A 14,159-nucleotide genomic window follows, 5' to 3' on the forward strand; every position below is an offset into this window, starting at 1 on the left:
GCGCGACGACGTCCTGCAGCCAGGTGAACACCGCCGCGCCGGCGACCGGTCCGAACAGCGTCTGGATGCCGCCCAGCATGACCATCACGAGGCCGTCGACCGAGCGGCTCACGCTGATCGCTTCCGGTGAAATGCTGCCCTTGGAAAACGCAAACAACGCGCCGGCCATGCCGCAGAACAGGCCAGCGACGATGAAGGCCATCCATTGCACGCGCTTGACGTCGATGCCGATCGCTTCCGCGCGCAGAGACGAATCTCGGCCGGCGCGCATGGCGTAGCCGAACGGCGCAAACAGCACGCGCCGCAGCAGCAATACACCGGCCACGCTGAAGGCAAGCGCCAAATAGTAGAACGCTGTCGGCGACGCAGCCCAGGCCGAAGGCCAGATGCCGACCAGGCCGTTGCTGCCGCCGGTGAACTCATCCCACTGGAACACGATGGCCCAGACGATCTGCGCGAACGCCAGCGTCAGCATCGCGAGGTAGACGCCCGACAGTCGCACGCAGAACCAGCCGAACAGCAACGCGCCAAACGCGCCCGCCAGCGGACCGGCGATCAGCGCTATCTCCATCGGCAGGCGCAGGCCGGTCAGCACCAGCGCCGCCGCGTAGGCTCCAAGCCCGAAATACGCCGCGTGGCCGAAGGAATGCATGCCGCCCGGCCCCATGATGAAATGCAGGCTGGCGGCGAACAGCACCGCGATCAATATTTCCACCAGCAAGACGCTCAGGTAAGGAAAGCTGCCGGCCAGCAGCGGCGCCGCCAGCAGCAAGACCAGACCAGCCAGACCGAGACGGCGTTGCATGGTGTTTGCCGGGCGCAGCGGTGCTTCCGGCGGACCGGCGACACGATTGGCGACCTGCGGTTTGCCGAGCAGGCCCCACGGGCGCAGCACCAGGATCAGCGCCATGACAAGGAATTCGGCCACCAGCGTCAACTTGGACAGCGAGACCGCCACGCCGGCAATCGAGACCTGGCCGAAGGCCACGCACAACGCCTTGATTTCAGCGATCAGCAAGGCCGCCAGGAAGGCGCCGCCGATTGAGCCCATGCCGCCCACCACGACCACCACGAAGGCGTTGCCGATGGTTTCCAGGTCGAGCGCCAGGGTGGCCGGCATGCGCGGCCCCTGCAGCGCGCCGCCGAGGCCGGCGAGGAAGCAGCCGAGCGCGAACACGCCGGTGAACAGCCACGACTGGTTGATGCCGAGCGCGCCGGCCATTTCGCGATCCTGGGTGGCCGCGCGGATCAGCGTGCCCCAGCGCGTGCGATTGAGCAGCAGCCACAACAGGCCGAGCACGACCGGGCCGATGACGATCAGCACCAGGTCGTATTGCGGCAGGCGACGCCCGAGCAACTCCACCGATCCGGCCAGACCCGGGGCGCGCGGACCGAACAGGTCCTCCGGTCCCCACAGGTACAGGGCGGCGTCTTTGAGCACCAGCACCACGGCAAATGTCGCCAGCAACTGGAACAGCTCGGGCGCGCGATAAATCCGGCGCAGGATGGTGATCTCGACCAGCGCACCGAGCAGCGCCACCGCGCAGGCCGACAACAGCACCGCACTCCAGAAGCCGACGCCGCTGGCGCCGATCAGGCTCACCAGCGTATAGGCGATGAACACGCCGAGCATGTAGAACGAGCCGTGGGCGAAGTTGACGATGCGCGTCACGCCGAAAATCAGCGACAAGCCGGCCGCCACCAGGAACATGGCGGAGGCATCGGCGAGGCCGTTGATCAGTTGTACTGCGAGGCTGGAAAAAGTCATTGCATGCATTTACCGGAGGACGGCGACGCGGCGTGCAGGTACGCCGTCGGCGAATATTGGGCTAGAGTATACGATGCCGCGCCGCCAAACGTCCCGTGCGCCCGTCACAACAACAATGGAGTCTGCATGTACCTTGATTTTTCCCAGGTTGATCCGCGCCAGGCGTATAGCTGGCTGGCCTCGGCCGTCATCCCGCGCCCGGTGGCCTGGGTGTCTACCGTATCGGCGGCGGGCGTGAGCAATCTGGCGCCGTTCAGCTTCTTCCAGATGATCACCGGCAAGCCGCCGACGGTGATGATTTCGCCGCTGGTGCAGCGCGAACCTGGTCGGCTTCGACATGGCCGACGCCATGAACGAAACTTCTTTTTCGTACGACGCCGACGTCAGCGAATTCGAACGCTGCGGCATTGCTGCAGCTCCCTCGACGCTGGTGCGGCCGGCGAGGTCAACCTGGTCGGCTTCGACATGGCCGACGCCATGAACGAAACTTCTTTTTCGTACGACGCCGACGTCAGCGAATTCGAACGCTGCGGCATTGCTGCAGCTCCCTCGACGCTGGTGCGGCCGGCGCGCGTCGCGGCAGCGCCGGTCAGCCTCGAATGCGAACTGGTCAGCTGCACGCCCTACCCCGCCGATGCGCCGTCCTGCCACATCCTGCTGGGCCGCGTGCTGGCCGCGCATTTCGACGAGAGCATCCTCAACGACAAGCAACTGCCCGATCCGGTCAAACTCAATCTGCTGGCGCGCATGGGCGGCGACTGGTATGGCCGCACGCGCAGCGACGCCAACTTTGCATTGTCGCGTCCGCGCGGCTGGGAGAAATGAAAGAGGCAGGAGAAAAACGCTGCCGATTCCTGATAAAGTCGGCCCCCGGCCGCATACGTGCGCCGAACCAACAATAAAAACCCGGCATGCAAAGCCGCAAGGAACGATGTGATGAAGAAGCTGACCCTGGTTGTCTTTGACGGCGTGCAAGCGCTGGACGTGGCCGGTCCCCTGGATGTGTTCTCGGAGGCCAACCTGTTGCTGCCGGCCAAGGATCATTACCAGATCACGCTGGTGGGCGAACGTCCCGACAGCGTCATGTGTTCCAGCGGCATGGAGTTCCGGGTGCATGTCGACTATCCGAATTTCCACGCCGACAGCGACTTGCTGCTGGTGGCGGGCGGACCTCGCGTGCCGGAATATCGGCCTGATCCGGCCTTCATGAACTGGCTCAATGAACGCGTGCGCGGCGCCGGCGCGGTCTGCAACGGCGTCTTCCTGCTGGGACACGCCGGGTTGCTGGCCGGGCGAGAAGTGACGACGCATTGGGATCACGCCGAGCGCCTCGCCAGACAATTTCCCGAACTGAACGTCCGGCCCGACAAGATTTTCGTGCGCGACGGCAATCTGTTCACCTGCGGCGGGGTCACCGCCGGCATCGATTTATGCCTGGCGCTGGTAGCTGAAGACTGGGGCCACGAACTTGCCATCAAGGTGGCCAAGCGCCTGATCGTCTACATCCGCCGCGAGGGTGGGCAATCGCAATACAGCCCTTATCTCGCCGTCGGGCCGGATGAGGATTCGCTGGTTGCCAAGGTCCTCAAATACGTCACCGACCACATCAGCGACGCCCTCACTATCGAGGAAATCGCCGATATTTCGGCGTCAGCCGCCGCACCTTTTCACGCGCCTTCGCCAAGCACGCAAACGTGACGCCGTCGGTGTTCGTCGAGCAGGTCCGCATCGACTTCGCGCGCAAGCTGCTGGAGGAAACCGACGTGCCGCTGAAGACCGTGGCGTTCCGCTGCGGCTTCAGCAATGCGACGCAGATGCGCATGATTTTTTCGCGTCAGCTGAACACTACGCCGAGAACATACAGAGACGGCTTTCGCGCGAATCGCACCTGAAACTGAACCTGAAACTGGAACTGAAACTAAGCGCTCAACAAGCGGCCGGCAAGCAAGGCATGCAGCGTGCGGAATGACAGCACGATGATCGAGGTCGTGAGCACGAACAGCAGCAGCGCCGCGATGAATCCCAGTCCCCTTCCTCCCACCGCACCGGCGTAGATGAACGCCGCATTGGTCATCGCCGCCATCGGGAAGCCGATGCCCCACCATGTCGACGAGAATGGCGCCGGCTTCACCAGCAGGCGATACAGGATGATCGCAAACAGGAACAGCCCGAAGTAGAACAACAGCGCGGCGAACATGTCCACCTTCTGCGCCAGGTTGACGTAGGCGATGAAGCCCACCGCGAACGGCGCCATCAGGATCATCTTCGACGGACGCATGGCCGCGCCGAGCGGATCGTGATGAATCAGCCGCGAAAAGATCAGGATGAAGAAGACAATCGCGCTGACGCTGCCGATGGCGGCCGCCAACAGGTTCACTTCATGCGTCCAGCTCGCCGTGAAGCTCCCGCCCGTCACCACGATGTCGAGGCTGCCGACGCCGCCGATCAGCCACGCCGGCACCGCGCTCGCCGGCGCGGCGTTGCCATTCAGCAGGCGCGAGATCATGAGCACGCTCAAGGCCAGTGTGATCAGGCTGCCGATGCACCAGACCACCAGTTGCGCCGCGCTGCTGTAACTGCCGATCACGCTCGAGAGCAGCATGATGCTGATGCCGACGGTGCCGAAAAAACTGCCGATGACCGGATGCGAAAATTCTGCCTTCACAATCTCCGGATGCAGGACCAGTTTACCGAGATAGGACAGCGCCAGCACGACGAACAAGCCCAACGCGATGACGCCGATAGCGTCCGACACGGCAAGGTTGACGCCGTAGGCTTTGCCGGCGAGGCGCCAGGCCAGCGCGAGGCCGGCGATGCTCATGACGGAACCGAACAGGCTGATCGGCAGGTGGCGAACAGATTGCGTGCGCGCTGCCGGGATCGCGGCGCGGCTGGTTGAGGCAGTTTCCATACAGACTCCATGTGGGATGCGGTGTGTCACCGGATGTCTGGATTCTGCATGAGCGCCGCAGGCTTGATTCGTCGCCGGCGGCGCTTGTCCCCAAAGCGTTATTGGTTGTCCCGAAAACGATCAGGGGCTGTTGCGTGATGACACGGCGTTGATGCCTTGCATCAAGCCGACGGCAGAGAGTCTCATGCCGGCATCAGTCCGGCAGCAAAAAAAGGCCGCGAGCCCGAGGCCGAAATCGCTCCAGGACCTGATGCCGCGACTCCGGCGATGCCTGTAGTACGGCTGATCGTGAATGAAGATGCTCAGCCGCTTACCTGCCATGCCCTACGCCTGTTTACTTGTGCGCTTCTATGGTGAGGTGATCGAGGTTGTCTATCGTCAGCAACGCGGCGCGAATCTCCGGTTCCACTTCCGGCGCTGAGATGGTTAAGCTGACGATCGCAGCGCGGGCCTGTGGCCCTACCTTCCAAACATGAAGATCGGTAATTGCTGTGCCGTCGAATGCAGCCAGCTTGCGGCGGATACTGTCAGCGACACTTTCGTCAGTCGTGTCGAGCAGCATCTTTGCCGTGTCCTTCATGAGGGTATATGCCCATCGTGCGATAACAATCGCGCCGACAATACCCATTGCCGGATCGAGCCAAATCATGCCGTAGTAGCGTCCCGCCAGCAGAGCGGCGATGGCAAGAACGGAGGTCAGCGCATCGGCCAAGACATGCACGTAAGCAGACCGCAAGTTGTTGTCGTGGCCGTGGTGGTGGTGGTGGTGCTCGTGCGCATGGCCGTGATCGTGGTGGCCGTGCGATCCGCCGGACAGCATGAATGCACTTACGATATTGACCAGCAGACCGATAACGGCAACAAAGATCGCCTCGTCAAAGGCGACGGTAGTCGGCGTTATAACGCGCATGACTGACTCAACTGCGATTCCTATCGACACCATGCCGAGGATGAGCGCCGATGCAAATCCGGCCAAGTCTCCGACCTTTCCCGTTCCGAAACTGTATTTTGCACTGGCGGCGTTGCGCTTCGCAAAACTGTAGGCCATCGCAGCGATAGCAAGCGCACCGGCGTGCGTCGCCATATGGAAGCCGTCGGCTAGCAGCGCCATAGAGCCTGTGATGTATCCAGCGGCAATCTCAGCAATCATCATCGCAGCTGTCAGTATGACGACCCATCGAGTGCGCCGGGCGCTTTCGTCGTGCGCCGGGCTCAAAAAGACGTGCTCGTGTGCGTAGCTTGTGTGTGTGTTGGCCATGGAATTTCTTTTCATTTGGAATAGCGGCGAATAGCTTCGAGCAATTCCTCGACGCCTTGTGCGCGCTCGGCATGAGATAGTTTTGGATCGGCGACATGCTCGCGTGCGTGCGCCTCGATGATTTCGTCGGTCAGGCCATTCATCGCACCGCGCGTAGCTGCAACCAAGTGCAATGTCTTTGCACAGTCGGCATCGGATTCGAGCGCTCGCTCAATGGCTTGCATTTGCCCCTGAATCCGACGCACTCGTTTCAGCAAACTTTCTTTGTTACTTCTCACGTGAGACATACCATACCCCCCTATAGTATTTACTTTAGCACAAGTTTTTGCATGCCTTAGCGATGCAATGACGGCTATTGCGAAATACGAGCGAGGATAGGAAAAACAACGGGAGGATTTGGAATTGCGGAGCAACCATGCGCTTGCGAAGCAAAACGAAAAAGGCCCACCGAGCGGTGGGCCTTTTGAATACTGGTGCTGGCTGCAGGACTTGAACCCGCCACCCCCTGATTACAAGTCAGGTGCTCTACCAGATGAGCTAAGCCAGCAAAAACTGAGACGACGATTATAACCTATTTAATTCTGGTTAGTACAGGCCTTCCACCTTTTTTTGGTGGTTCCGGCTCATCGTCGGGTGCGGACTTGCTGCCTGCGTTGGCTTTGTTAGCGGTCGGGACCGATGCCAGGCCGGGCGCCTGCACGGATCCCGGCGCGGATTCAGGGGCGTCTTCGGTGTCGCCGACGGCCAGCACGGCCGGGGCTTCGAAGGCCATGCCCTGACCGTTTTCACGAGCGTAAATCGCGATGACGTTTTCGACCGGGACCGAGATGTCGCGCGAGACGCCGCCGAAACGGGCGCTGAAATTGATGAAGTCGTTGTCCATCTTGAGGCCGCTGGTGGCTTCGAAACTGATGTTCAGGACGATCTCGCCGTTCTTGACGAATTGCATGGGGACACGCGTGCTGGCGTCCACGACGACTGCAATGTGCGGCGTATAGCCGTTGTCCGTGCACCATTCGTAAATGGCGCGCAGGAGATAGGGTTTGGTAGACACTTCTGGCATGACGTAAACCGATCCGGAAAGACGGACTGCGCTTGCTTGCGCTGAGGCGACAGTCTTAAATGCGTTCGCCGATTGTCCCTTGTGTGGATCAACCGGCGAGGCGCGATGATGCTGGATACTGCGTGTTGCTCGACTACAGATTAACGACGCATGACCTTTTCGGAAGGCGTCAGTGCTTCGATGTAGGCCGGACGCGAGAAGATGCGTTCGGCGTATTTCATCAGCGGCGCCGCGGTCTTCGACAGTTCGATGCCGTAGTGGTCGAGACGCCAGAGCAACGGCGCCAGGGCGACGTCGAGCATGGAGAACTCGTCGCCGAGCATGTACTTGTTCTTCAGGAACAGCGGCGCCAATGTGGTCAGGCGATCACGGATTTCCGAGCGGGCCTTTTCATGGGCTTTTTCTGCGCCCTTGGTCTTTTCGTTTTCCAGCGTGTGGACGTGGATGAACAATTCCTTTTCGAAATTGAACAGCATCAGGCGTGCACGCGCGCGCATCAGCGGATCAGCCGGCATCAGTTGCGGATGCGGGAAACGTTCGTCGATGTATTCGTTGATGATGTTGGATTCGTACAGCACCAGGTCGCGTTCGACCAGGATCGGCACCTGGCCGTATGGGTTCATGACCGAAATATCTTCCGGCTTGTTGAACAGGTCGACGTCGCGAATTTCAAAGTCCATGCCCTTTTCGAACAGGACAAGGCGGCAACGTTGCGAGAATGGGCAGGTTGTGCCCGAGTAGAGAACCATCATTTTTGTAGTGCCTTAGAAACAAAGGGGCGAGACGCCGTACGCCTCACCCCGATACGTACACCCGCAGACTGCGCGGGCACGAAAAACTCTGCTTTACTTGACTTCTTTCCAGAAGGAAGCGTTCAGACGCCATGCCAACACGAGGAACAAGCCGAGGAACAGCAAAACCCAGACGCCGAGGCGTTTACGCGTATTTTGCGCGGGTTCGCCCATCCATTGCAAGTAGCCGACCAGATCAGCCACCGCATTGTCGTATTCGACCGCGGACAACTTGCCTGGTTTCAACTGTTCAAAACCCACAAATTTGTGAATGGTCTTGCCTTCTTCATGCGGATCTTTCTCTTCTGCAAACTTCGGCGCGCGAATGCCTTGCAGTTCCCACAGGACGTGCGGCATGCCGACGTTGGGGAAAACCATGTTGTTCCAACCAGTCGGACGGGTGTCGTCCTTGTAGTAGGTGCGCAGGTAAGTGTAGATCCAGTCAGGACCGGAACCGGCGTCGGAAGCCTTGGCGCGGGCGATCACGGACAAGTCCGGAGGAACCGCGCCGAACCATGCCTTGGCGTCTTGCGGCAGCATGGTGGTCTTCATCAGGTCGCCGACTTTTTCACCGGTGAAGAGCAGGTTGTTCTTGATCTGGTCTTCGGTCAGGCCCAGGTCGCGCAGGCGGTTGTAACGCATGGCCGACGCCGAGTGGCAGTTCAGGCAGTAGTTGACGAACAGCTTGGCGCCGTTTTGCAGCGACGATACATCGGTGGTGCGATTCGGCGCCTTGTCCAGCGGGTAGCCGCCTTCGTTGGCGTAAGCCAGCGCCGGCAGCAGCACGAGAGTCGCGATCAGTCTTTTCAGCAATGTCATTTTTATCCTCTTGGCGGCTGGCTTAGTGCGGATGATAGGTAACGCGGTCGGGAACCGGCTTGAACCGGCCCAATGCGCTCCACCATGGCATCAACAGGAAGAAGCCGAAATAGATGAAGGTGCCGATCTGGGCGATCGTGGTGCCGACGGCGGTCGGCGGTTGCACGCCGAGGTAGCCGAGGGCCACGAAAGCGACGCCGAAGACCAGGTAGACATATTTGTGCCAGCTTGGACGATAGCGGATCGACTTGACTTGCGAATGATCGAGCCACGGCAGGCCGCCGAGGATCATGACGGACACGCCCATCAGGACCACGCCCCAGAACTTGGCGTCGAAGATGGCCATGCCGGCGATCACGGCCACGCCGATCACGATGGCGGCGATCTTGAAGATGCTGCTGCGCTGGGAGCGGAACACCAGCAGCGCGACGTAGGCGGCGACACCGGCCATCAGGTAGGCCATGAAGTCCGACGTGGTTGCACGCAGGATCGAGTAGAACGGCGTGAAGTACCAGACCGGCGCGATGTGCGGCGGCGTCTTCAGCGAATCGGCCGGGACGAAGTTGTTGTATTCGAGGAAGTAGCCACCCATTTCCGGCGCGAAGAACACGACGGCGGTGAACACGATCAGGAACACGGCAACGGCCATGATGTCATGCACGGAGTAGTAAGGATGGAACGGCACGCCGTCCAGCGGGATGCCGTTGGCGTCCAGCTTTTCCTTGATTTCAACGCCGTCGGGGTTGTTCGAACCGACTTCGTGCAGCGCGATGATGTGCGCCACGACCAGGCCGATCAGCACCAGCGGAATCGCGATCACGTGGAACGAGAAGAAGCGGTTCAGCGTGGCGTCGGAAACAACGTAGTCGCCGCGGATCCACAGCGACAGGTCAGGGCCGATGAATGGAATCGCGCCGAACAGATTGACGATCACCTGTGCGCCCCAGTAGGACATCTGGCCCCACGGCAGCAGGTAGCCCATGAAGGCCTCGCCCATCAGGCACAGGAAGATGGCGACGCCGAACAGCCAGACCAGTTCGCGCGGTTTGCGATAGGAGCCGTACAGCAGGCCGCGCACCATGTGCAGGTAGACCACGATGAAGAACGCCGAGGCGCCGGTGGAGTGCATGTAGCGCACCAGCCAGCCCCACGGGACGTCGCGCATGATGTATTCGACCGAAGCGAACGCCAGCGTGGCGTCGGGCTTGTAATGCATCACCAGGAAAATCCCGGTCACGATCTGAATGACCAGCACCAGCAGCGCCAGCGAACCGAAGGCGTACCAGAAGTTGAAATTCTTGGGAGCGTAGTACTCGGAAAGGTGTGCTTTCCAAGTGGAAGTCAGGGGGAAGCGGGCGTCAACCCAGTTCAATGCTTTGGCGGATACCGGTGCGTCTTTGGGCAATTGTTTTTCTTGGAATGCAGCCATGATTACGCCTCGCCTTTCTCATCTTTGCCGATGACCAGCTTGGTGTCACCTTCAAACATATACCGTGGAACCTGGAGGTTGTCTGGGGACGGTTTGTTTTTGTAGACCCGGCCCGCCAGGTCGAACGTCGAACCGTGGCAGGGACACAGGAAACCGCCCTGCCAGTCGTCAGGCAGCGACGGCTGTGCGCCGGTCTGGAATTTGGAGCTGGGCGAGCAGCCAAGGTGCGGGCAGATGCCGACCACGACCAGCACGTCCTTCTTGATCGAGCGCCATTCGTTGAGCGCATATTCAGGCGTGGTCGAGAATTCCGTGCGCTTGGATTCCGGGTCGGCCACCTGGGCGTCGACCTTCTTCAGCGTCTCGAGCATTTCAGGCGTACGCTTGAGGATCCACACCGGCTTGCCGCGCCACTCTACGGTGCGCATTTCGCCCGGCACGAGCGTGGAAATGTCTACTTCAACCGGTGCACCGGCGGCTTTGGCGCGCTCGGATGGTTGAAAGGTGGAAACAAACGCCCCCGCTGTAGCCAATCCAGCCACACCGCCCGCCGCACAAGTCGCGACGAGCAATCCGCGTCGACTGGAGTCGACCTGTTTTTCGTTACTCATACCAACCCCAATTAGTGAAAATACGAAAACTGCACGGAACTTCCAGCAACCCTAGATTATAACTAACCTGGGATGCCTTTTGAAGCGAATAAAATTCGGGAAACGCAATTTATGGAATTTTATTAATATTTCAAGTCTTCCACAGGGAATGTCTCGTGCTTTATATTGTGCAATAAATTGCCAGCAATTTACTTTTTAATCGAAGCACGATATAACCGACTGCATTGTTTTGCAACAATTTCTAGGAGAAAAAGATGGGCATGATGCAAGAATTCCGCACTTTCGCGCTGAAGGGAAACGTCGTCGACCTGGCCGTGGGCGTGATTATCGGCGGCGCGTTCGGCAAAATTGTCGAGTCGCTGGTGCAAGACATCATCATGCCGGTGGTAGGCCGCATCTTCGGCGGACTGGATTTCGCCAACTATTATCTGCCGCTCAACGGCCAGGGAACACAGCTGACGCTGATTGAAGCGAAGAAAGCCGGTGCGGTGTTCGCCTACGGCAATTTCCTGACTATTTTGATCAATTTCCTGATTCTGGCGTTCATCATCTTCCAGATGGTGCGCATGATCAACAAGGCGCGCGACCTGGCCACGCACGAAAAGGCGGCAGAACCAGCCGCGCCCGCTGCACCGCCGGAAGACATCGTGCTGCTGCGTGAAATCCGCGATTCGCTGAAGAAATAAGCGCACGCTGACGCTGCTCCAATGAAAAAGCCCGCACGCTGCGGGCTTTTTCCATTCCACGCCCCAACGCCGGAAATCAGACCGGATTGTCGATGTCGACGAACTGGTGCCGGATACCGAAGTGGTCCGCCACATGTGCGCCCAGCGCCTGTACGCCGTAGCGCTCGGTCGCATGATGGCCGGCGGCGATGTAGGCGACGCCGGTCTCGCGCGCCAGATGCACGGTCGGTTCGGAGATTTCGCCGCTGATGTACACCGAAGCGCCGGCGGCGATGGCGTCGCCCAGGAAGCCTTGCGCGGCGCCGGTGCACCAGGCGATCTTGCCGAGCGGCTGGCCGGCATTCCCTATCAACAGCGGCGCGCGACCGAGACGGCGTTCGATCAGGTGCGCCAGGTCGCCGACCGTGACGATGTTGGCGTCGGCTTCGGGCACACCGAGCCAACCCAGCTTGTCTTCGCCGAAACGATCGCTGCCGACCAGGCTCAAGTGGCGCGCCAGTTGCGCGTTGTTGCCGAGTTCCGGATGGCCGTCCAACGGCAGATGGTAAGCAAACAGGTTGACGTCGTTGGCCAGCAGCGCTTTGAGGCGCTTGTGCTTGGTGCCGGTCACGCGCGCATCCTCGCCGCGCCAAAAATAACCGTGGTGCACCAGGATGGCGTCGGCCTTGAGATCAAGCGCCGCTTCAATCAGCGCCTGGCTGGCGGTGACACCGCTGACGAGCAGGCCGATTTCCCCGCGCCCTTCCACCTGTAGCCCATTTGGGCAATAATCGCGGTATTGTGCGATATTCAGCGTTTGCGCCAGGTACTTGGCAAGCTCGTCCCTATTTGCTGTGCGCAGGGTCATCTTTCATCCTCATCTTTATTTCAATATGCGACGTTTTTGGCTGTTGTTTGCTCAAACCGTGACTGTCGGTTTGGCGGTCTGGTTCATTGTAGCTACCTTGAAGCCCGATTGGGCGAGCGGTACGCTCGGTTCCCGGGTCCGACCCGCCTCCTCCACCGTGCAAATGCAGGAAGCCGCATCGGGCACGCCGACGCCAAACTCCTATCGGGACGCCGCCCGCCAGGCCATGCCTTCGGTGGTCAACATCTTCACCACGACCGAAGCGCGGCCGCAAAAAAATCCGTTCATGGATGACCCGTTCTTCAAGAAGTTCTTCGGCGATCAGTTCGAGGACCAGCAACAGGACGACAAGCAGTCCAGCCTCGGCTCAGGCGTAATCGTCAGCCCGCAGGGTTACATCCTGACCAATAACCACGTGGTCGAAGCCGCCGATGAAATCGAGGTAGCCCTGGCCGACGGCCGCAAGGCCTCCGCCAAGGTGGTCGGCACCGATCCCGAGACCGATCTCGCCGTCATCAAGGTCGACCTGCCGAACCTGCCTGCGATCACGCTGGCGCACGTCGAACAGGCCACGGTTGGCGACATCGTGCTGGCCATCGGCAATCCGTTCGGCGTCGGCCAGACCGTGACCATGGGCATCATCTCGGCGCTGGGCCGCAATCACCTCGGCATCAACACCTTCGAGAACTTCATCCAAACCGATGCAGCCATCAATCCCGGCAACTCCGGCGGCGCGCTGGTCGACACCAACGGCAACCTGCTGGGCATCAACACGGCGATCTATTCGCGTACCGGCGGCAATCTCGGGATCGGCTTTGCGATTCCCGTGTCGACCGCGAAGACCGTGATGGAAGCCATCATCAACCACGGCCAGGTGGTGCGCGGCTGGATCGGCGTCGAACCGCAGGACATCACGCCTGAGCTGGCCGAAAGCTTCGGCCTGACCAAGAAGACCGGCGCCATCATCGCCGGCGTGCTCAAGAACGGTCCTGCCGACAAGGCCGGCATGAAGCCGGGCGACATTCTCATCAGCGTGGAAAACAAAGCGGTCACCGACACCACTGAAATGCTGAACCTCATCGCCCAACTGATTCCGGGCCAGAAGGCCAGGATGACAGTGCTGCGCAAGGCGCAGGAGACCACGCTGGAAATCGTCGTCGGCAAACGCCCGCCGCTGAAACGCGAAGAACGAGAGTAAGGAAAGAACGCAACATGCATATCCGTGACCTGACGCAATTCCTCGCCGAGCTGTCGGAGAACAACAACCGCGCGTGGTTCGTGATGAACAAGCCGCGCTACGACATCCTGCGTGCGGAGTTCCTCGAACTGGTGACGCAACTGATCGCCGACATCAGCAAGTTCGACCCCATCATGGCCAGCTGCAATCCGAAAAAAGCGCTGTTCCGCATCAACCGCGACATGCGCTTCTCGCATGACAAGAGCCCGTACAAGACGCACTTCTCCGCTTCGCTGACGGCGAGCGGCCTGAAGAAGCCGAGTTCGGGCGGCGGCCCGGCCTACTACTTCCACATCGACGCCGACGGCCAGTTGCTGATCGCGGGCGGCGAATACATGCCGCCATCGGACCGCCTGCGCGCGATTCGCCAACGCGTCATCGAAGACGCCGCCGGCTTCAGCAAGGTGCTCAGGAACAAGGCCATCAAGGACAACTATGGCGGCTTGCAGGAAGAAGGCAAGCTGACCCGTCCTCCCAAGGGCTTCGACGCCGACAGCCCGCATCTCGAATACATCAAACTCAAGAACTTCATCGTCTGGAAGGAATCGAGCATCAAGAAAAAAATTCCGGCCGATATCGGCAAGGAAGTGCTGGCCGGATTCAAGGATGCGTATCCGCTGGTGAGCTGGTTGCGCCAGGTGCCGCTGATCATTGCGGAGTGAAGCTGAGAAAGATCTGCTTCCGCCGCCAACAAAAAACAAAAACCCCCAAAAAGGGGGCCGTAAGTCTTGGGTATAAT

The 14,159-nt window shown here is 60.2% G+C and carries 14 protein-coding genes, 1 tRNA gene and 1 pseudogene; 5 read left to right on the forward strand and 11 right to left on the reverse strand.

The features are described 5' to 3' along the window. Positions 1-1,768 (reverse strand): ABC transporter permease (locus tag HLUSI_RS0114450; RefSeq protein ID WP_016834665.1); only part of this gene is annotated, 1,768 nt, incomplete at its 3' end. A gap of 126 nt (positions 1,769-1,894) precedes the next feature. Here HLUSI_RS0114450 and HLUSI_RS0114455 point away from each other — a divergent pair. After that, positions 1,895-2,593: a flavin reductase family protein gene (locus HLUSI_RS0114455; protein ID WP_016834667.1), complete on the forward strand. Its 699-nt coding sequence runs from the start codon at positions 1,895-1,897 to the stop codon at positions 2,591-2,593. A gap of 111 nt (positions 2,594-2,704) precedes the next feature. Further along, positions 2,705-3,660: pseudogene (locus HLUSI_RS28745) on the forward strand (GlxA family transcriptional regulator). Positions 3,661-3,686: 26 nt separating this feature from the next. On the opposite strand, the gene HLUSI_RS0114465 reads toward HLUSI_RS28745, so the two are convergent. From HLUSI_RS0114465 to petA, 9 genes are all read right to left on the reverse strand, one after another. Further along, positions 3,687-4,679, reverse strand: a complete 993-nt coding sequence (locus tag HLUSI_RS0114465; protein ID WP_016834668.1) for an SLAC1 anion channel family protein — start codon at positions 4,677-4,679, stop codon at positions 3,687-3,689. Positions 4,680-5,013: 334 nt separating this feature from the next. Continuing rightward, on the reverse strand, positions 5,014-5,937 hold the full coding sequence (gene dmeF / locus HLUSI_RS0114475; RefSeq protein WP_016834670.1) for a CDF family Co(II)/Ni(II) efflux transporter DmeF: 924 nt from the start codon (positions 5,935-5,937) through the stop codon (positions 5,014-5,016). 11 nt (positions 5,938-5,948) lie between these two features. Then, positions 5,949-6,224 (reverse strand): metal/formaldehyde-sensitive transcriptional repressor, encoded by a 276-nt coding sequence (locus HLUSI_RS0114480; protein ID WP_029363537.1) that lies wholly within the window; start codon positions 6,222-6,224, stop codon positions 5,949-5,951. A gap of 184 nt (positions 6,225-6,408) precedes the next feature. Beyond that, positions 6,409-6,484 (reverse strand) — tRNA-Thr (locus tag HLUSI_RS0114485). Positions 6,485-6,508: 24 nt separating this feature from the next. After that, a complete protein-coding gene (locus HLUSI_RS0114490; protein WP_016834672.1) occupies positions 6,509-7,000 on the reverse strand; it encodes a ClpXP protease specificity-enhancing factor in 492 nt (163 codons plus the stop codon). 140 nt (positions 7,001-7,140) lie between these two features. Further along, positions 7,141-7,752 carry a glutathione S-transferase N-terminal domain-containing protein gene (locus tag HLUSI_RS0114495; RefSeq protein WP_016834673.1) on the reverse strand — a complete coding sequence of 204 codons (612 nt, stop codon included), beginning with the start codon at positions 7,750-7,752 and terminating at the stop codon, positions 7,141-7,143. Between the two features lie 93 nt (positions 7,753-7,845). After that, complete coding sequence (locus tag HLUSI_RS0114500; RefSeq protein WP_016834674.1) at positions 7,846-8,610, reverse strand: cytochrome c1; 765 nt, start codon at positions 8,608-8,610, stop codon at positions 7,846-7,848. A gap of 22 nt (positions 8,611-8,632) precedes the next feature. Further along, a complete protein-coding gene (locus HLUSI_RS0114505; protein ID WP_016834675.1) occupies positions 8,633-10,039 on the reverse strand; it encodes a cytochrome b in 1,407 nt (468 codons plus the stop codon). Between the two features lie 2 nt (positions 10,040-10,041). Further along, positions 10,042-10,650, reverse strand: coding sequence for a ubiquinol-cytochrome c reductase iron-sulfur subunit (gene petA, locus HLUSI_RS0114510; RefSeq protein ID WP_029363538.1), 609 nt, complete (start codon positions 10,648-10,650; stop codon positions 10,042-10,044). Positions 10,651-10,904: 254 nt separating this feature from the next. Between petA and mscL the strand changes: the two genes are divergently transcribed. Then, positions 10,905-11,336, forward strand: coding sequence for a large conductance mechanosensitive channel protein MscL (gene mscL, locus HLUSI_RS0114515; protein ID WP_016834677.1), 432 nt, complete (start codon positions 10,905-10,907; stop codon positions 11,334-11,336). A gap of 76 nt (positions 11,337-11,412) precedes the next feature. On the opposite strand, the gene HLUSI_RS0114520 is transcribed toward mscL, so the two are convergent. Further along, positions 11,413-12,183, reverse strand: coding sequence for a Nif3-like dinuclear metal center hexameric protein (locus HLUSI_RS0114520; protein ID WP_016834678.1), 771 nt, complete (start codon positions 12,181-12,183; stop codon positions 11,413-11,415). 25 nt (positions 12,184-12,208) lie between these two features. On the opposite strand from HLUSI_RS0114520, the gene HLUSI_RS0114525 reads away from it, so the two are divergent. Then, positions 12,209-13,381 (forward strand): Do family serine endopeptidase, encoded by a 1,173-nt coding sequence (locus HLUSI_RS0114525; protein ID WP_029363539.1) that lies wholly within the window; start codon positions 12,209-12,211, stop codon positions 13,379-13,381. A gap of 14 nt (positions 13,382-13,395) precedes the next feature. Then, positions 13,396-14,082 (forward strand): DUF2461 domain-containing protein, encoded by a 687-nt coding sequence (locus HLUSI_RS0114530; protein ID WP_016834680.1) that lies wholly within the window; start codon positions 13,396-13,398, stop codon positions 14,080-14,082. The last annotated feature ends 77 nt before the right edge of the window (positions 14,083-14,159 follow it).

The organism is Herbaspirillum lusitanum P6-12, assembly GCF_000256565.1.
In the GTDB taxonomy this organism is placed as follows: domain Bacteria; phylum Pseudomonadota; class Gammaproteobacteria; order Burkholderiales; family Burkholderiaceae_D; genus Herbaspirillum; species Herbaspirillum lusitanum.